Genomic DNA, 18,109 nt, shown 5'->3' on the forward strand with positions numbered 1-18,109 from the left:
CCCCGCGCCCGCCCCCGCGCCCGCCCCGCGCCCCGCCTTCAACGCCTTCGTCGGCGCCCTCGAGGAACGCCAGGGGCGCCCGGCGTAACACCGGGCGCCCCTGGCGCGCTGACGCGTACCGCCTACTCGGCCGCAGCAGCCGCCGCGTCCGCCGCCTGCGCCCGCAGCGCGCGTTCGACGCCCGCGCGGGACTCCGAGACCAGGCGGCGCAGGGCCGCGTTCGGGTTGGCGGAGGCCAGCCAGGCGTCCGTGCGGTCCAGGGTGTCCTGGGAGACCTGCACCGCCGGGTACAGGCCGACCGCGATCTGCTGGGCCATCTCGTGCGAGCGGGACTCCCAGACACCCTTGAGCGCATCGAAGTACCGGTCCGTGTACGGCTCCAGCAGCTCGCGCTGGTCGGTCTGGACGAAGCCGGCGATGACGGCCTCCTGGACCGCGTTCGGCAGCTTGTCGGACTCCACGACCGACGCCCAGGCCTCGGCCTTGGCCTGCTCGGTCGGGCGGGCGGCACGCGCGGTGGCGGCGTGGCGCTCGCCGGCGGCGGTCTTGTCGCGCTCGTACTCGCCGGCGATCTCCGACCCGCCGAACCGGCCCACGGCCGCCAGCCGCTCCACGAACGCCCAGCGCAGCTCCGTGTCGACGGCCAGGCCCTCGATCGTCGTCGTGCCGTCCAGCAGCGCGTCCAGCAGGTCCAGCTGCTCCGGCGTCCTCGCCGTCGCCGCGAACGCCCGCGCCCACGCCAGCTGGTGGTCGCTGCCCGCCTCGGCGGCCCGCAGGTGGGCCAGCGTGGCCTCGGTCCAGCGGGTGAGCAGCGCCTCGCGGGCGGTGGGGGCGGCGTACTGGTCGATGGCCAGCTTCACCTGGCGGTGCAGCGACTGCACGACGCCGATGTCGGACTCCTTGCCGATGCCCGACAGGACGAGGGACAGGTAGTCGCGCGTGGCCAGCTCCGCGTCGCGGGTCATGTCCCAGGCCGACGCCCAGCACAGGGCGCGCGGCAGCGACTCGGTGAAGTCGCCGAGGTGCTCGGTGACCACCGCGAGGGACTGCTCGTCCAGGCGGACCTTGGCGTACGACAGGTCGTCGTCGTTCAGGAGCACCACCGCCGGGCGGGCCTTGCCGACCAGCTGCGGTACGGCCGTCAGCTCGCCGTCCACGTCCAGCTCGACGCGCTCGCCGCGCACCAGCTTGCCGTCGGCGTCGAGGTCGTAGGCGCCGATCGCGATGCGGTGCGGGCGGAGCGTCGGCTCGCCCTTCGCACCGGCCGGGAGCGCCGGGGCCTCCTGGCGGATCGCGAAGGACGTGATGACGCCCTCGGCGTCCGTCTCGATCTCCGGGCGCAGGACGTTGATGCCGGCCGTCTCCAGCCACGCCTTCGACCAGGTCTTCAGATCGCGGCCGGAGGTCTCCTCCAGCGCGCCCAGCAGGTCGGACAGGCGGGTGTTGCCGAACGCGTGCCGCTTGAAGTACGCCTGCACGCCCTTGAAGAACGCCTCCTCACCGACGTACGCGACGAGCTGCTTGAGCACGCTCGCGCCCTTGGCGTACGTGATGCCGTCGAAGTTGACGAGCACGTCGTCCAGGTCGCGGATGTCCGCCATGATCGGGTGCGTGGACGGCAGCTGGTCCTGCCGGTACGCCCAGGTCTTCATCTGGTTGGCGAACGTCGTCCACGAGTGCGGCCACTTCGAGCCGGGCGCGTCGGCCTGGCAGGCGGCCTCGGCGTAGGTGGCGAACGACTCGTTCAGCCACAGGTCGTTCCACCACTCCATGGTGACCAGGTCGCCGAACCACATGTGCGCCAGCTCGTGCAGGATCGTCGCCGCGCGCACCTCGTACGCGGCGTCCGTCACCTTGGAGCGGAACACGTACTGGTCGCGGATGGTCACCGCGCCCGCGTTCTCCATCGCCCCCGCGTTGAACTCGGGCACGAAGAGCTGGTCGTACTTCTTGAACGGGTACTGGTAGTCGAACTTCTCCTGGAACCACTCGAAGCCCTGCCGGGTGACCTCGAAGATGGCGTCCGCGTCGAGGTGCTCGGCGAGCGAGGGGCGGCAGTAGATGCCGAGCGGGACGGACTGGCCGTCCTTCTCGTACACGCTGTGCACCGAGTGGTACGGGCCGACGATCAGCGCCGTGATGTACGACGAGATGCGCGGGGTCGGCTCGAAGGACCAGACGTTGTCCTTCGGCTCGGGGGTGGGCGAGTTGGAGATGACCGTCCAGCCCTCGGGTGCCTTCACGGTGAACTGGAAGGTCGCCTTCAGGTCGGGCTGCTCGAAGCTCGCGAAGACCCGGCGCGCGTCCGGCACCTCGAACTGGGTGTACAGATAGGCCTGGTCGTCGACCGGGTCGACGAACCGGTGCAGGCCCTCACCGGTGTTGGTGTACGCGCAGTCGGCGACCACGCGGAGGATGTTGCGGCCCTCCAGCAGGCCCGGCAGGGCGATGCGGGAGTCCTGGAACACCTCGTCCGGGACGAGCGCGTCGCCGTTGAGGGTCACCTCGTGGACGGCCGGCGCGACCAGGTCGATGAAGGACTCGGCGCCGGTCTCCGCGACGTCGAAGCGCACCGTGGTCACGGACCGGTAGGTGCCGCCCTCCTGCGCGCCGGTGAGGTCGAGATCGATCTCGTACGAGTCAACGGTCAGCAGCTTCGCCCGCTGCTGCGCCTCTTCGCGAGTCAGGTTTGTGCCAGGCACGCGGTCATCTCCTCGTTATGTGTGGGTTGCGCCATCCTTCCACGTGATCCGCACGGAACGCGATGTCCGTTTCCCGCCGGTGGTCGTGCCGTGCGCGCGCGAGCCTGGGACCCATGAGCAGCCACACCGTACGGCCCATCCCCCCGGCCACCCTCGAGGAACTCCGTGCCGCCGACGACGCGGGCCGCGTCCCCACCCCCGTGACCGACGACGAGGGCGGCGCGCCCCTGCGCTGCTGCCTGCGCCACAGCCGCCCCGGCGAGCGGATCGCCCTGGTCTCCTACGCCCCGCTGCGCCGCTGGGCGGCCGCGACGGGCGCCGACCCGGGCCCGTACGACGAGCAGGGGCCGGTCTTCGTCCACGCGGAGCGGTGCGCGGGGCCGGACGGGGACGGCCTCCCCTTCACCAACTCGCACCGCACCCTGCGCCGCTACTCCGCCGACGGGCACATCCTGGGCGGACGGCTGGCCGAGGACCCCGGCGCCTTCGAACCCGGACTCAAGGAAGCGCTCGACGACCCGGCCGTGGCGTTCGTCCACGTCCGGGCCGTCGAGTACGGCTGCTTCCTCTACGAGGTCACCAGGGGTTAGCCGGGGCCGGGGCTCAGCCCTTCAGCTCCGCCGCCACCAGCTCCGCGATCTGCACCGCGTTCAGGGCCGCGCCCTTGCGCAGGTTGTCGTTGGAGACGAACAGGGCGAGGCCGTTGTCGACGGTCTCGTCCTGGCGGATGCGGCCGACGTACGACGGGTCCTGGCCGGCGGCCTGGAGCGGGGTCGGCACCTCGGTGAGCGCCACGCCGGGGGCGCCGGCCAGCAGCTCCTTGGCGCGCTCCACGCTGATGGGGCGGGCGAAGCGGGCGTTGATCTGGAGGGAGTGGCCGCTGAAGACGGGCACGCGCACGCAGGTGCCGGAGACCTTCAGCTCCGGGATCTCCAGGATCTTGCGGGACTCGTTGCGGAGCTTCTGCTCCTCGTCCGTCTCGTGCAGGCCGTCGTCGACGATGGAGCCGGCCAGCGGCAGCACGTTGTACGCGATCGGCGCCACGTACTTCTCCGGCTTCGGGAACTCGGCCGCCGAACCGTCGTGGGTGAGCTTCGGGGCGTCGTCGCCGACCTTCTTCACCTGCTCGAACAGCTCGTCCACACCGGCCAGGCCGGAACCGGACACCGCCTGGTAGGTGGCGACGACCAGGGCTTCGAGGCCCGCCTCCGCGTGCAGCGGACGCAGCACGGGCATCGCGGCCATCGTGGTGCAGTTCGGGTTGGCGATGATGCCCTTGGGGCGGTCGGTGATCGCGTGCGGGTTCACCTCGGAGACCACGAGGGGGACCTCGGGGTCGCGGCGCCAGGCGGAGGAGTTGTCGATCACGACCGGGCCCTGGGAGGCGACCTTTTCGGCCAGCGCCTTGGAGGTGGCACCGCCCGCGGAGAACAGGACGATGTCCAGGCCGGAGTAGTCGGCGGTGGCCGCGTCCTCCACCGTGACACCGTCCAGCTCCTTGCCGGCGCTGCGGGCCGAGGCGAACAGGCGCAGCTCGGTGACCGGGAAGTTCCGCTCCGTGAGGATCCTGCGCATGACCGTGCCGACCTGACCGGTGGCTCCGACGATTCCGACCCTCACGGTGACTCCTTCTCCGTTTGTGCGCGTGTCTTCACGCGCGCGTTGCTCGGCCGAGACTTTTCCATCATGGGGCTCAGCCCGGCCCACCTGTCCAATTCTTTGCGCGGGATGCCCGCACCCTGGGACGCGGCGGCTCGCCCGGCGGGCCCGGTCCTCCCGTCGTAACAGCGTCCGAGCTGCAGATATTCGCCTCGACCGGGCCCCGCGCCGCAAGCTGTGCTGTTCCGCCCCTGCCCATCCCGCCCCGGCCCACACGACGATGTGACGTACGCCTCTCGTCACGGCACGGGCGCCCGGGCGAACGTTTCGGGCCCCGTCGGCGTCATAGGGGAAACGCGGCGAGGGGAGGGGTGACCGTGCTGCGCGGAAGGGCCGGCCGCGGCCAGGGGGACGCCGTGCGCGACGACCCGCTGGACGCGGCCCAGGAACGCCGGGTGCGGGCGGTGCTGGCGCTCGGCGGGGTGCCGCAGGCGGACCTGCCGGACGGGGTGCAGCAGGTCCGACTGCGGCTGCTGGAGCGGACGGCGAGCGGGCGCGGGGCGCCGCGCGACGTGTCCGCGTGGGCGGCGGTCGTCGCCTCCCACCTGGCCATGGACTGGCACCGGGCCAGGCGCCGCCAGGACCGGCTCGGCGAGCGCCTGGCCGCCCTGCGCCAGTCCGAGCACCCCTCCGGCGAGGACACCAGCCTGCTCTCCCTCGCCGTCGCCCGGGGCCTGGACGAGCTGCCCGACGCCCAGCGCCAGGTCCTCGTCCTGCGCTTCTACGCCGACCTGCCGGTGCGCGGCATCGCCGAGGAGCTCGGCATCCCCGAGGGCACGGTCAAGAGCAGGCTGCACACGGCGGTGCGGGCGCTGCGGGCCCGCCTGCACGAGGACGAGGTGGTGTGAGATGGCCGCCGAACAGCATCCCGGCGGGTACGACGCGCTGATGGCCGCGATCACGGGCGAGCCGCTGCCGCCCGACGCCGGCGCGGACGCCGAGGCCGAGTACCGGTCGGCGGCGGCCGACGTGACGCTGCTGCGGGAGCAGCTGGACGTCCTCGGACGAGCCCTGGGCGAACCGCCCCCCGCCCCGGACGCCGGCGGGGCAGCGCGGCGCACGCCCGCGCACCGTCCCCGACGCCGTCCGCCGCGCCTCGCGCTGGGCGTCCTCGCGGCGGCGTGCGCGGGTGTCGTGGTCACGGGCCTCGGGTGGCTGGTGGTGCAGGGCGAGAGCGCGCGCGAGGACGCGGCGAGCGACAGTGCCGCGGCGGGCGGCAAGGGGGCGGACTCCGCCGAGTCCGGCGCCGTCGCCTTCGGCAGCCCCCGCTACCTCGCCTGCGCCCGTCTGGTGACCGAGGGCACCGTGACCGGCGCCGAACCGGTGCCGGGTGAGACCGGGCAGCACCGGATCACCCTCGACGTGACCCGTTCCTACAAGCCCGAGGAACGGCCGGCGAAGGGCGGCGAGCGGATCACGTTCGTCCTGGACGACGGCACCGCCCGGCTCGCCGAGGGCGACCACGCGCTGATCGGCGTCCCCCTGTACGGGGACACCCCGGACGCCGTGATCACCGGCGAGGAGGCCGTCGCCGCCGAACGCGCCCGGGTGACCGCCGCCCTGCCCGAGTCCCGCACCCTCACCTGCGACTGACCCGCCGGCGCACGGCAAGGGGCGGGCGCCCCGAAGAACGCCCGCCCCCCTGGTGCCGCACCGGACTACGGCACGACCGCACCGGACTACGGCACGACCTTCCCGATCCGCACGCTGCCGAGGCCGGCGACCGTGCCGTGGGCGTTGACCAGCTGGACCTGCCCGAAGAACTCACGGCCCTCCGGGGCGGCGGCCAGCGCCGTGACGCTGCCGGAGACCGTCGCCGAGGCCCCCGTGCCGAGCTTCACCGGCGGGGCGTCGTCCACGGTGACCGAGCCGAGGGAGGCGGCGAAGTACACGTCCCGGTAGTCGTACTCCGTGCTGCCCGACGGCACCGAGTAGCCCGCGACCTCGACGGTGTACGTACCGGCGGCCGGCTTCGGAAGGGAGACCGACTCCTCCGAGTCGCCGTCGGCGGACTGGCCGACGACGTTGCCGTCCTTGTCGTAGACCGTCAGGTCCAGGTCGGCGGCGGCGTCGGAGACGCCCCCGATGGCCACGTCCAGCGACGTGGCGCCCTCGGGCACCTCGACCGTGGACGTGGCCGTCCCACCCTGCTCGATCGTCGGGCGGGACGTCTCGGCCGAGCCGAGCGAGCCGCCGACCAGCCTGCCCTCGAGCGGGGCGTACCGGTTCGTCACCGTCCAGGAGGCGGACGCCGGGGTGCCGGCCTTGGCCTCGGGCACGGTCACGACCTCCGGGTCGAAGGCCGCGCCGAGGACGGTGACGTCCAGCTCGTACGGGTTGTCCAGCAGCGGCGAGGTGCGCCGTGCCTCGACCTCGATCTCCCAGACGCCCGGCTGCGGGTCGGCGTACGCGCGCACGTCGGGCCGGCAGCCGTTGCCGTCGAGGTAGTTGTTGTAGCAGTACGGAGTGGAGGTGTTGTCGACCGGGACGCCGTACGGGTGGATGGCGACGAACCGGGTCTGGCTCTCGCCCTTCAGGCCGCCGATCGCCACCTCCAGCGTCTTCGCGCCCTCGGGGACGGTCACGAAGTACGACCGGGTGCCGTTGCGCTGCACGGAGTCCTTCGCGGAGAAGCCGTACTTCAGCGGGGCGGAGGCCACGACCGTGGTCAGGACCTGCTTGTCGACGCCCTCGGTGCGCGGGTCGTCGACCTCGAGGATCGCGCTCTTGATGCCCGCGGAGCGCGGCTCGGCCTGCACCTGGACCGTCACCGGCTTGTTCAGCGGCAGCTCCACCTCGTCGGAGCCGACGATCCGGAAGGTGCGGCCGGCGTTGTTCTCGAGGTGCAGCTCGTGCCGGATCGCCCGGTCGGCGCCGGACGTACGCGTGATCGTGATCTCGTACGTCTTCTTCTGGCCGGTCTTCAGGCCGCCCTCGCGGTCGTAGAGGCCGGTGCCGCGGCCGGGGGTCGCGAGGAGCTCGTCGACCGCGGTGTCGACGGGTGCCGCGACCGTGTACTCGTGGGCCGTGGCGCCCTTGCGGATCACGCGCCAGGCGTCGGGGACGTTGATCAGGCCCGCGCCCTCCTCGTAGGCCTGCACACCCTCGATGTGGTCGGCGGTGGAGGTGAGCGCCGTGCGCAGCTTCGCCGGGGTGAGGTCGATGCGCGTCTGCTTCGCCGCCGACAGCAGCAGCGCCGAGGCGCCGGCGGCCTGCGGGGACGCCATCGAGGTGCCCTGGAGCATGCCGTAGCCGGCGGGGAGGTCGTAGCCCGCCTCGGGGACCGGGGCGCCGGGCATCCAGGTCTGGATGGTGTTGACCGCGGCGCCGGGCGCGGTCAGCGTCGGCGTGAAGCCGCCGTCCTCACGCGGTCCGCGCGAGGAGAACGGCATCATCGCGTACTTCGTCTTCACCGCGGAGCCGTAGTTGGCGGCCCAGGTCTCGCGGGAGATGGACGCGCCGACGGAGATCACCTTGTCGGCCAGCGACGGGTCGCCGATGGTGTTGGCGCCGGGGCCGGAGTTGCCGGCGGAGATCACCAGCTGGACGCCGTAGGTGTCGATGAGGCGCGTGTACAGCAGGGCGCGCGCGTTGTTGCCGTCGTTGAGCGCCGGGAGGCCGCCGATCGACATGTTGACGATGTCGACGCCGCGGTTGACGACGAGGTCGATCATGCCCTCGGTGAGCGCGACGTTGGTGCAGCCGCCGCTCCAGGTGCAGGCGCGGGAGGAGACGAGCTTGGCGCCCGGTGCCGCGCCGTTCATCCTGCCGCCGAACAGGCCGTTGGCGGCGGTGAGGCCCGCCACGTGCGTGCCGTGCTCGGACTCGATGACACCGATGTTGACGAAGTCGGCCTTGGTGCCGGCAGAGTCGACGACGACGTCCTTGCGGACCTCGACGACGAACGGCTGGCGCTCGGCCACGTCCGTCGCCGGGTCGTCGGTGCCGAAGTACCCGACCTGGAAGCCGTCCTTGTACGGCTTCATCGGGGTGTCGTCGGCGAAGTCGTGGTTGTTGTTCAGGTCGACGCGGACCGTGCCCGCCTTCGCGTCGTACAGGATGCCCCAGGAGTCGGTGGTGTCGCCGTCCCGGTTGGCGTCGCCCTTGGCGTCACCGCCGGTGGTGTACGACTCCAGGAACGTGCTGACCTGGTAGGAACCCGCGGGCGCCGTCCAGCTCCGCCCGCCGTAGGTGAAGGTCGGCCCGGAGACGGAGGTGACCATCGGGCGCCAGGTCCGGTCACCGTCGACGACCGGGTCGGTCGCGGTCACCCAGTCGACGATCTTGCGTTCGCCGGTGGTGGTCCGCTGCAGCGCCGGGTGTCCGAGGTCGACGCCCGAGTCGAGGATGCCGATGGTGACGCCGCGGCCGTCCGCCTTCGGGTTCTTCTCCACGAAGTCGACGGCGCCCGTCTCGAAGGACGGGTTGTACGGGTTCTCGGCGGGGGTCCGGCGGTCCGGCGCGGGGTGGGAACGGCCTTGCTGCGAGGCGCCCTTCGCGCTGTCCGCGCTTGGGGTCGGGTCGTCCAGCGGGATCTCGTCGCGCAGGTCGATGCCGTGCACGGAGGAGAGCTTCGCGGCGGCGGCGATGGCCGAGTCCGCCTTGGCGGTGGGGACGGTGGCGCGGACGTAGCCGAGCTCGTCGTAGGTCCGGCCGACGGTGCCGCCGCCGACCGCGTCGAGCTGCTCCGCCACCTGCTCGGTGCGGCCGGGCGCGGTGGCCACCATCATGGTGACGTTCTTCGCGCCGTCCGCCTTGGCCTCGGCGAGCAGGCCGGCGTCGTCGGAACCGAGCTTGTCGTGCGCGGACTTCACGGAGGTGTCGACGGGCGGAGCGGTTCCCGGGCCGTCGGCGGCGAAGGCCACGGGCAGGGGCCCGGCCGCGGCGAGCGCGGCGACGAGACCCGCGGCCACGGCGATGCGGGCCGCGCGTCTCGCGCCGGGTATCGGTTCGCGCTGGGGGGTGTGGGTCATCGGCATCCCTTGTAGGTGAGGGAACGTGCGTGCACGACCGGGGCCGATCGGTCCTGGCCGAGGCAGTCCGGAATCCGATCCCGGACGACCGCTCAGCTTTGCGCAAGGGCTCACTGTTTGGGGAGAGTTGTCCGGGACGGGATGAAGCCATGGCGTACTTCCGCCATACGCCATCGGGGACACAAGGGACGTGTCGCGACAATCCCGTGTGCCGCTCCGCGGCCCGCGTCCGGCGGGTTAACGTCCCCGAATGCGCCGAAAGCTGAGGGTGGCGGCCTACGCCATATGCGTCCGCGACGGACAGGTCCTGCTCGCCCGTTCACCGGGCCCCGGCGGCATCCCGGAGTGGGTGCTGCCCGGCGGCGGCATGGAACACGGCGAGGACCCCCACGACACCGTCGTCCGCGAGGTCGAGGAGGAGACCGGCTACCGGGTCGAGCCCACCGCCCTGCTCGGCGTCGACTCCCTCCGCCTGACCCGGCCCGGCCGCGGCGGCCCCGGAGGGCTCCTGCGGCGCACGGTGGACCACCACGGTGTACGGCTCGTCTACGAGGCCCGGGTCACCGGCGGCGAACTGCGGTTCGAGACCGGCGGTTCCACGGACCTGGCGGCCTGGCAGGACCTGACCGCCGTCCCGGGCCTGACCCGGGTGCCCCTGGTCGACATCGGGCTGCGGCTGTGGCGGGAACGGCCGGCGACGGGGCGGACCGCGCCGGGAGCGGAGTGGTCCGGCCCCGGTGACGGCCCGGAGAGCCGGGCGGACACGTGAGGAGGGACCGCCGGGCGGCTCACGCCCCGCGGTCCCTCCACTCCCCTCCTGGTGGTGCCCCGGCCCTCCCTACCGGGGCAGCACCACGACGTACGCGGCGGGTTCCCGGTCTCCGGCCGCCGTCAACGCCGTACGGACGACGGCCGCCTGGTGTTCCAGGGAGTCCCGCAGCTTGCGTGGTGTGACGTGCACGACCGTGATGCCCAGTCGCTCCAGATGCTCCCGTTTGCGGGCGTGTTCCGCCCACACCGCGTCGTCGTCGTGCCGGTGGCCGCGGGTGTCCAGCTCCAGTGCCACCGCCTGCTCGGGCCAGTAGGCGTCGAGGCCGCCGAGCTGCGGGCCGCCGGGCAGGCGCAGGTCGACGTTCCAGACCGGGTCCGGCAGGCCGTGCTCGCGCACCATCCGGTACAGCCGCTGCTCCGCGAGGGCCCGCCCCTCGGCGACCAGCGAGTCCACGGCGTCCACCACGTGCGGGCGGCTCAGCAGCCGGGCCCGGTTCAGCTCCCGTACCACCGCGGTCGGTTCGCAGTGACCGCCGCGCACCGCCTCCGTCAACAGCAGGCGGATGGCGCCCGCGTCCGTCAGTTCGGCCACCGCGTCGGCCAGCGCCCGCGCCACCGGTGCCACCGGAACCCCGGTGACCTGCTCGGCGGTGGGCAGCGCCGTCGTGCGCACGATCCGCGCGCAGCCCGTCGAACGCAGCCGGCGCAGCCGCGGGACCAGGACGTCGATGACGTCCAGCGACGGCAGCGGGGGAGCGGAGGGGAACCCGTGCAGCGTGAGCGCGGCCCGGCCCGTGATCATCGCCTCCGCGTAGGCGGGCGGCGCGGGCGTCTCCCCCGGGCCCGGCTGGACCGGCACACCGGCGGTGACCCCGGTGCCCCCGGCGGTCCGTTCCCGCGCCGCGTACAGCAGCACCGCGTGCAGGCGCTCCTCGCTCGTCGGCGGGCCCGGGTGGAGCAGGACGACGTTCGGGAGGATCTGCTGCCAGGGGCCGCCGGGCCGGCACTGCTCGTTGGTCTCGGCGGCGGAGACACCGTGCCTGCGCAACTGCGCGGCCGTCATCAGACGGAGCCGGCCGTCGGCGAGGTGGTGGAGGGGGCGGGGGGAGAGCGGGGTGTTGTGCGTCATGACCGGCAATTTCCCGCGCCGTGTCCGCCCCGTAACCGCTGTTACACGCTCATCGCCAAACCGGGACAACCTCGGCCTAAAGGACGGGTGTTCGGATGCCGAAAACCCCTGGTCCGCCGAGGTGCGGGCCAGGGGTTACGGCTGCTATTGACTGAATTCCGTAACGATGACGGAACGCACAATCCTTGGCCAGAGATCGGGGTGCTTCAGCGGCCCGCCGCCGCGTCGCACGCCTGTCCGCGCAGCGCCCGCGCCAGGTCGTCCCGCGCCTCCAGCACCAGTCGGCGCAGCGCCGGCGCCGCGTCCTCGTGCGCGGACAGCCAGGCGTCCGTCGCGTCCAGCGTGTCCTGGGAGTCCCGCAGCGCAGGGAACAGGCCCCGGACCACGTCCATCCCGATCTGGATGGACCGCTCGGCCCACACCCGCTCGATCGCCGCGAAGTACTTCTCGGCGTACGGCGCGAGCAGCTCCCGCTGCGAGGCCTGCGCGAAGCCCGCGATGGTCGCCTCCACCAGGGCGTTGGACAGCGCGTCCGACTCCACGACCTGCGCCCAGGCCTGTGCCTTCACCGCCGCCGACGGGCGGGCGGCCAGGCAGCGCACCTGGTGGCGCTTGCCGGAGGCCGTGTCGTCGCGGGCCAGTTCGGCGGCCAGCACGCCCTCGTCGGCCTCGCCGTGCGCCGCGAGCGGCTCCAGGAAGGTCCAGCGCAGCTCCTGGTCCACGTCCAGGCCGTCGATCTTCTCCGTGCCCTCCAGCAGCCCGCGCAGCAGCCGCAGTTCGGCCTCGTCCGAGGCCACCGAGGCGAAGAACCGCGCCCAGGCGAGCTGCTGCTCGCTGCCCGGCGCCGCGTCCCGCAGCTCCCGCAGCGCGCCCTCGCCGAGCAGCCGGCCGCAGGCCTGACGCCAGTCGGGCGTCGTGTAGTGCACCAGCGCGGAGTTCGCCCAGGCGTGCAGCATCTGGAGCACCCCGATGTCGGACTCGCGCCCCGCGAACCGCAGCACGAGGCCGACGAAGTCACGCGCGGGGAGCAGCGCGTCCCGCGTCATGTTCCACAGTGCCGACCAGCACAGGGCGCGGGCCAGCGGGTCGGTCAGCGAACCCAGGTGCTCGCGCAGCGTGGCCAGCGACGTCTCGTCGAAGCGGGTCTTGCAGTACGTCAGGTCGTCGTCGTTGACGAGGACCAGCTCGGGCGCGTCGGCGCCGGCCAGCTCCGCCACCACCGTGCGCGGACCGTCGACGTCCACCTCGGCGCGCGCGTACCGCTCCAGGGACCCCTCGCCGGTACGCCGGTACAGGCCCACCGCGACCCGGTGCGGACGCAGCTCGGGGTGCGACTCGGCGGCCTCCTGCACCACCGCCAGCTCGTCCACCCGGCCCTCGGCGCCGAGCAGCACCTGCGGGGTCAGCGAGTTGACGCCCGCCGTCTGCAGCCAGGAGCGCGACCAGGCCGCCATGTCCCGCCCGCTGGTCTCCTCCAGCACCGACAGCAGGTCACCGAGGCGCGTGTTGCCGTACGCGTGCCGCTTGAAGTAGCGCCGCGCGCCCTCCAGGAACGCGTCCTGCCCGACGTACGCCACCAGCTGCTTGAGCACGGAGGCGCCCTTGGCGTACGTGATGCCGTCGAAGTTGAGCTTGGCGTCCTGGAGGTCGCGGATGTCGGCGGTGATCGGGTGCGTGGAGGGGAGCTGGTCGGCGCGGTAGGCCCACGCCTTGCGGCGGTTGGCGAAGGTGATCCAGCCGTCGGTGAAGCGGGTCGCGCCGACCAGCGAGAAGGCGCCCATGAAGTCGGCGAACGACTCCTTGAGCCACAGGTCGTCCCACCACTCCATGGTGACCAGGTCGCCGAACCACATGTGCGCCATCTCGTGCAGGATCACGTTGGCGCGGCCCTCGTACGACGCCTGCGTCACCTTGCCCCGGAAGATGTACTCCTCCCGGAAGGTCACCATGCCCGGGTTCTCCATGGCGCCGAGGTTGTACTCCGGCACGAACGCCTGGTCGTACTTGCCGAAGGGGTACGGGTAGTCGAAGTGGTCGTGGAAGAAGTCCAGGCCCTGCTTGGTCACCAGGAAGACGTCGTCGGCGTCGAAGTGGGGCGCCAGACCCTTGCGGCACATCGCGCCGAGCGGGATCTCCAGCCGGGTACCGTCCGCGAACACGCGCTCGTAGGAGTCCGTCACGTAGTGGTACGGGCCCGCGACCACGCACGTGATGTACGTCGAGATGGGCTTGGTCTCCGCGAAGCGCCACACCCCGTCGGCGCGCTCACCCGCGCCGTTGCTCCACACCGTCCACTCCTCGGGCGCCCGCACCTCGAAGCGGAACGGCGCCTTCAGGTCGGGCTGCTCGAAGTTGGCGAAGACCCGGCGCGAGTCGGCCGGCTCGTACTGGGTGTACAGGTACACCTCGCCGTCCTCGGGGTCGACGAAGCGGTGCAGGCCCTCACCGGTGCGGGAGTAGGCGCACCGGGCGTCGACGACCAGCTCGTTGTCGGCGGCCAGGTCCTCCAGGGCGATCCGGGAGCCGTCGAAGACCTCGCTCGGGTCGAGGTCGCGGCCGTTGAGGGACACGGCGGTGACGCTCGGCGCGACCAGGTCGGCGAAGCTGCTCGCGCCGGGCTCGTTGCAGCGGAAGCGGATCGTGGTGACGGACCGGAAGGTGCGCGGACCGTCGCCCTCCGCCTCACCGATGGCCGAGCGCACGTCGAGGGACACCTCGTACCCGTCGACGGACAGCAGGGCGGCCCGCTCCCGGGCCTCGTCGCGGGACAGATTCTCACCGGGCACGGGCGGCACTCCCTCGGGTGGTGTTCAGTATGCGGACAGCACCGATCCTGCCATGCGCCCCTGACGGGCGGCAGCCGGGAATGGCCGGGACGGCCGGTGGGTTGCCAGGAGAAACGCTCGGTTGTGCCGCCTTCTGAGGAGAGACATGTCCGCCAAGACTCCCGTCGACTTCTGGTTCGACCCGCTGTGCCCCTGGGCCTGGATGACCTCCCGCTGGGTCCTGGAGGTGGAGAAGGTCCGGGACATCGAGGTCCGCTGGCACGTGATGAGCCTCGCCGTCCTCAACGAGGACCGGATCGACGAGCTGCCCGAGGAGTACCGGGAGCTGCTCCAGACCAAGGCCTGGGGACCGGTCCGCGTCGTCATCGCCGCCCAGGAGGAGCACGGCGCCGAAGTCCTCGGCGACCTCTACACCGCGCTCGGCACCCGCTTCCACAACCAGGGCGAGGGCCCGGAGAAGGAGACGGTTGCCGCCGCCCTGAAGGACGTCGGCCTGCCCGAGTCCCTCATGGACCACTGGGACGCCACCCCGTACGAGCCCCAGCTGCGCGCCTCCCACAAGGAGGGCATCGACAAGGTCGGCCAGGAGGTCGGCACCCCGGTCATCGCGGTTCCCGGCGCCGACGGTGAGCAGCTCGCCTTCTTCGGCCCGGTCGTCACCCCGGCCCCCAAGGGCGAGGAGGCCGCCAAGCTGTGGGACGGCACCCTCGCGGTCGCCTCCGTCCCCGGCTTCTACGAGATCAAGCGCACCCGGACCAAGGGCCCGGACTTCAGCAACCTCTGACGTGCTCACCCGGCTGAGACCGGGACAGGAAGCCCCCGCGAGTCACGTCCTCGCGGGGGCTTCCCCCATTCCGCCCGCCGCCGTGAAGGGTGAGAAGACGATCACGAGGGCGGGACGACCCGGGGAGTCGGGGAAAGTCAGGGAGAGACAGGGAGACAGGGCGGCTCAGGGCGTCACGGCGCCGGCAGCAGCGTGTTCGCACGGGACCTGGCGGCCTCGTAGCGCTTCGCCACGTCCTGCCAGTTGACGACGGCCCACATGGCGTCGATGAAGTCGACCTTCTGGTTCTTGTACTGGAGGTAGAAGGCGTGCTCCCAGGCGTCGAAGACCAGGATCGGGGTGGAGCCCTGGCCGACGTTGCCCTGGTGGTCGTAGACCTGCTCGACGATCAGCCGCCCGCTCAGCGGCTCGTACGCGAGGACGCCCCAGCCGGAGCCCTGCGTGGTCGCGGCGGCCTTGGTGAGCTGCGCCTTGAAGCCGGCGAAGGAGCCGAACGACTCGGCGATCGCGTCGGCCAGTTCGCCCACGCCGTCCTTCTCCAGCGGCTCGCCGCCGCCGTCGCCGGTCATGTTGTGCCAGTAGATCGAGTGCAGGATGTGCCCGGAGAGATGGAAGGCCAGGTTCTTCTCCAGGCCGTTGACCGCGCCCCACGTCTCCTTGTCCCGCGCCTCGGCGAGCTGCTCCAGCGTGTCGTTGGCGCCCTTCACGTAGGCCGCGTGGTGCTTGTCGTGGTGCAGCTCGATGATCTCGGGGCTGATCACCGGGGCCAGCGCGGCGTAGTCGTACGGCAGTTCAGGAAGTGTGTAGACGGGCATGGCGGATCCCCTCCGACCTCTTATTGCAAAAGGCTTGCAAGTGCACGCTAGCAGCAAGAGGAGGGGTGGCATGCCCGGCGCACGCGAAAGGGCCCCCGCACGGATCCGTCTCCGTGCGGGGGCCCTCGGGGGCGAACAGGTCAGCCGCGCGTCCGCCTGCGCTGCCAGGCGTAGCCGACGGCCGCCAGGACCAGGGTCATCCCACCCGTCGAGTACAGCTGCACCCGTGTGTCCGGCTCGCGGGCCATCAGCACGAACACCGCGGCCATGGCCGCCAGCGCCACCCACGTCAGCCACGGGAAGCCCCACATGCGCACGACCAGCTTCTCGGGCGCCTCCCGCTCCAGACGGCGGCGCAGCCGCAGCTGGGAGACCGCGATGAAGATCCAGACGACCAGGATGACCGCGCCGATCATGTTCAGCAGCCAGGAGAAGACGTCGTCCGGCCGCCAGTAGCTGAGCAGTACGCAGCCGAAGCCGAAGAGGGAGGAGACGAGCACCGCGACCCGCGGCACCCCGCCCGACACCCGGCCCAGCACCTTCGGGCCCTGGCCGCGCTCCACCAGCGAGTAGCCGATCCGTGAGGCGCCGTAGATGTTGGCGTTCATCGCGCTCAGCAGGGCGACCAGCACGACGACGTTCATGAGCTGACCGGCGCCCGGGATGCCGAGCTCGTCGAGGGCGGCGACGTACGGGCCGTTCTCGACGACCTCCGCCGAGTCCCAGGGCACCAGGGTGACGATGACCGCCATCGAGCCGATGTAGAACAGCGCGATCCGCCACATCGCCGTCCGCACGGCGCTCGCCACGCCCTTGACCGGGTTCTCCGACTCGGCCGCCGCGATGGTCACCGTCTCCAGGCCGCCGTAGGCGAACACCGAGGCGAGCAGGCCGATGATCAGACCGTTGCCGCCGTTCGGCAGGAAGTCGTCCAGGTGCGAGGTGCCGGGGGAGTCGGTGCCCGGCAGGACCCCGGCGATCGCCAGCACGCCCAGCACCAGGAACAGGGAGATCGCGCCGACCTTGAGGGCGGCGAACCAGAACTCGAACTCGCCGAAGTTCTTCACCGCGGCCAGGTTCGTCCCGCAGAACACCACCATGAACAGCGCCACCCACGCCCACTCGGGCGTGCCCGGCAGCCAGCCGTGGACGATCTGCGCGGCGCCGATGCCCTCCAGGCCGACGGCGGTGCACAGCAGCACCCAGAACGCCCAGCCCGCGGTGAAGCCGGCCCAGGGGCCGATCGCCCGCTCGGCGTGCGCGGAGAAGGAACCCGACGACGGATACGCGGCCGACATCTCGCCGAGCATCCGCATCACCAGCATCACGAGGAGACCGGAGAGGGTGTAGGCGACGACGATCGACGGTCCCGCGGCGGCGATGCCGGCCCCGGAACCGACGAACAGCCCGGCGCCGATCACGCCGCCGAGGGCGATCATCGACAGATGGCGCTGCTTGAGGCCGTGGGAGAGGGTGGCGTCGTCCGACTGCGGCGGCGCCTCGGTGGTGGGGCTGTTGGACATGGGGCGGCTCGTCCATCGCGTGGGGGGCAGGGCAAAAACGCCGACAGTCTCCGGGGTCGCACCCGTCGGCGACACCGGTTGCCCACGATGCGGACCGTCGCGATACGGAACGTGAGCATCCGATTGCGGCTCTCCATGGTAGCCGCGGGTCCGGACGGCCTGGGCGGAAACCCAACGGTCACCGCCCCCGGTCACGCGGGTGACCTGCGCCGCTTCGCCTCAGTGACGGGTGTCACCCGGAAACAGGTGTGGCCCGCGCCCTTTGTCGGGAGCCCACCAAGCCTCCGTTCCAGCCTTTGTCGAGCGCTACTGGTGATCGGCTCCGGCCCGCTGGGATAGCGTCGCGGTGTCCCGACATGTCCACACCACCGCGGAGTCCCCATGAGCACCGCTGCCGTCCCCGCCCGCACCGGGCAGGTCCTCGCCGACCTCATTCCCTCCTCCCGAGTCCGGGACGTCGCGCTGGTGGCCGGCGGTGCCGTGTTCACCGGCGTCGCGGCCCAGATCGCGGTACCCGTGCCGGGCTCCCCGGTGCCGGTGACCGGCCAGACCTTCGCGGCGCTGCTCGTCGGCACCGCCCTCGGCGCGCGTCGCGGCGTCCTCTCGCTCGCGCTGTACGCGCTGGTCGGCATGGCGGGCGTGCCGTGGTTCGCGGAGGGCGGCTCCGGCACCGGTGCCCCGTCCCTCGGCTACGTCTTCGGCATGCTGCTCGCCGCCGCCGCCGTGGGCGCCCTCGCGCGTCGCGGCGCCGACCGCTCGACGCTGCGCGTCGCCGGCACGATGCTGCTGGGCGAGGCGATCATCTACGCCGTCGGCGTGCCGTACCTGGCCCTGGCCGCCGACATGTCCCTCACCGCCGCGATCGCGGCCGGCCTCACCCCGTTCCTGATCGGCGACGCGCTGAAGGCCGCCCTGGCGATGGGCGTCCTGCCCACCGCCTGGAAGCTGGTCAACAAGCGGTAGGACC

13 protein-coding genes are annotated in these 18,109 nt (G+C 72.2%); 6 read left to right on the forward strand and 7 right to left on the reverse strand.

Annotated elements, in window-relative coordinates; all coding sequences use genetic code 11:
- Nucleotides 1-122: 122 nt before the first annotated feature.
- The gene (gene pepN, locus RM812_RS33865) at nucleotides 123-2,702 is read right to left on the reverse strand and encodes an aminopeptidase N (RefSeq protein ID WP_311581827.1); all 2,580 of its coding nucleotides are present in this window, start codon (nucleotides 2,700-2,702) and stop codon (nucleotides 123-125) included.
- A gap of 113 nt (nucleotides 2,703-2,815) precedes the next feature.
- Here pepN (RM812_RS33865) and RM812_RS33870 point away from each other — a divergent pair, with 113 nt between their 5' ends.
- A complete protein-coding gene (locus RM812_RS33870) occupies nucleotides 2,816-3,292 on the forward strand; it encodes a DUF1203 domain-containing protein (RefSeq protein ID WP_311581830.1) in 477 nt (158 codons plus the stop codon).
- A gap of 13 nt (nucleotides 3,293-3,305) precedes the next feature.
- On the opposite strand, the gene RM812_RS33875 is transcribed toward RM812_RS33870, so the two are convergent.
- Nucleotides 3,306-4,322, reverse strand: coding sequence for an aspartate-semialdehyde dehydrogenase (locus RM812_RS33875; protein ID WP_311581833.1), 1,017 nt, complete (start codon nucleotides 4,320-4,322; stop codon nucleotides 3,306-3,308).
- A gap of 350 nt (nucleotides 4,323-4,672) precedes the next feature.
- Here RM812_RS33875 and RM812_RS33880 point away from each other — a divergent pair, with 350 nt between their 5' ends.
- Nucleotides 4,673-5,209: an RNA polymerase sigma factor gene (locus RM812_RS33880; RefSeq protein ID WP_394816556.1), complete on the forward strand. Its 537-nt coding sequence runs from the start codon at nucleotides 4,673-4,675 to the stop codon at nucleotides 5,207-5,209.
- Between the two features lies 1 nt (nucleotide 5,210).
- Nucleotides 5,211-5,954 (forward strand): hypothetical protein, encoded by a 744-nt coding sequence (locus tag RM812_RS33885; protein ID WP_311581839.1) that lies wholly within the window; start codon nucleotides 5,211-5,213, stop codon nucleotides 5,952-5,954.
- An 86-nt stretch (nucleotides 5,955-6,040) separates the two neighbouring features.
- On the opposite strand, the gene RM812_RS33890 is transcribed toward RM812_RS33885, so the two are convergent.
- The gene (locus RM812_RS33890) at nucleotides 6,041-9,334 is read right to left on the reverse strand and encodes a S8 family serine peptidase (RefSeq protein ID WP_311581842.1); all 3,294 of its coding nucleotides are present in this window, start codon (nucleotides 9,332-9,334) and stop codon (nucleotides 6,041-6,043) included.
- 250 nt (nucleotides 9,335-9,584) lie between these two features.
- Between RM812_RS33890 and RM812_RS33895 the strand changes: the two genes are divergently transcribed.
- On the forward strand, nucleotides 9,585-10,103 hold the full coding sequence (locus RM812_RS33895; protein WP_311581845.1) for an NUDIX hydrolase: 519 nt from the start codon (nucleotides 9,585-9,587) through the stop codon (nucleotides 10,101-10,103).
- Between the two features lie 69 nt (nucleotides 10,104-10,172).
- On the opposite strand, the gene RM812_RS33900 is transcribed toward RM812_RS33895, so the two are convergent.
- Nucleotides 10,173-11,234 (reverse strand): hypothetical protein, encoded by a 1,062-nt coding sequence (locus RM812_RS33900; protein ID WP_311581848.1) that lies wholly within the window; start codon nucleotides 11,232-11,234, stop codon nucleotides 10,173-10,175.
- 206 nt (nucleotides 11,235-11,440) lie between these two features.
- Complete coding sequence (pepN, locus tag RM812_RS33905; protein WP_311581851.1) at nucleotides 11,441-14,020, reverse strand: aminopeptidase N; 2,580 nt, start codon at nucleotides 14,018-14,020, stop codon at nucleotides 11,441-11,443.
- 145 nt (nucleotides 14,021-14,165) lie between these two features.
- Here pepN (RM812_RS33905) and RM812_RS33910 point away from each other — a divergent pair, with 145 nt between their 5' ends.
- Nucleotides 14,166-14,804, forward strand: a complete 639-nt coding sequence (locus tag RM812_RS33910; protein ID WP_311581854.1) for a mycothiol-dependent nitroreductase Rv2466c family protein — start codon at nucleotides 14,166-14,168, stop codon at nucleotides 14,802-14,804.
- A 173-nt stretch (nucleotides 14,805-14,977) separates the two neighbouring features.
- On the opposite strand, the gene RM812_RS33915 is transcribed toward RM812_RS33910, so the two are convergent.
- Nucleotides 14,978-15,619: a superoxide dismutase gene (locus tag RM812_RS33915; protein ID WP_311581857.1), complete on the reverse strand. Its 642-nt coding sequence runs from the start codon at nucleotides 15,617-15,619 to the stop codon at nucleotides 14,978-14,980.
- A 140-nt stretch (nucleotides 15,620-15,759) separates the two neighbouring features.
- Nucleotides 15,760-17,142 (reverse strand): amino acid permease, encoded by a 1,383-nt coding sequence (locus RM812_RS33920; protein ID WP_311581861.1) that lies wholly within the window; start codon nucleotides 17,140-17,142, stop codon nucleotides 15,760-15,762.
- A 381-nt stretch (nucleotides 17,143-17,523) separates the two neighbouring features.
- Here RM812_RS33920 and RM812_RS33925 point away from each other — a divergent pair, with 381 nt between their 5' ends.
- Nucleotides 17,524-18,105, forward strand: a complete 582-nt coding sequence (locus RM812_RS33925) for a biotin transporter BioY (RefSeq protein WP_311581864.1) — start codon at nucleotides 17,524-17,526, stop codon at nucleotides 18,103-18,105.
- The last annotated feature ends 4 nt before the right edge of the window (nucleotides 18,106-18,109 follow it).

The organism is Streptomyces lancefieldiae (genome assembly GCF_031845825.1).
GTDB classification, from domain to species: Bacteria; Actinomycetota; Actinomycetes; order Streptomycetales; family Streptomycetaceae; genus Streptomyces; species Streptomyces lancefieldiae.